The following is a 239-nucleotide window of genomic DNA, read 5'->3' as shown; positions in this document are numbered from 1 at the left end:
ACCGCCAGCGCGATTGCTTTGGCGCAACAATAGCGGGTTCACTTTCCAATGCAGCAGCTACGCTTGCAGTAATGTCTAGCTGAGGAGCCACGCTGGCTTCTTTGCGCATTGCACCGCGAATAACATGGTAACGTTGCCATTTGGCTTGAAGGTCTGCATCGTGCTTTATTGCATCGATAATGTCATTGCCTTCTATCTCACCATCCATGAATGCGGACAATTTTTCTTGCTGTTGCGTC

General features: G+C 49.4%; 1 protein-coding gene. It reads right to left on the bottom strand.

Translation table 11 applies throughout. The annotated features are described in order from the left end of the window. A partial coding sequence (locus NLF92_RS13755) for a sigma-E factor negative regulatory protein (protein ID WP_254102839.1) occupies window positions 1-239 on the bottom strand: 239 nt, incomplete at both ends.

This window comes from Opacimonas viscosa (assembly GCF_024199005.1).
GTDB lineage: Bacteria > Pseudomonadota > Gammaproteobacteria > Enterobacterales > Alteromonadaceae > Opacimonas > Opacimonas viscosa.
Note: the sequence above shows the minus strand (reverse complement) of the source record. Positions and strands in the feature narration are given on the sequence as shown.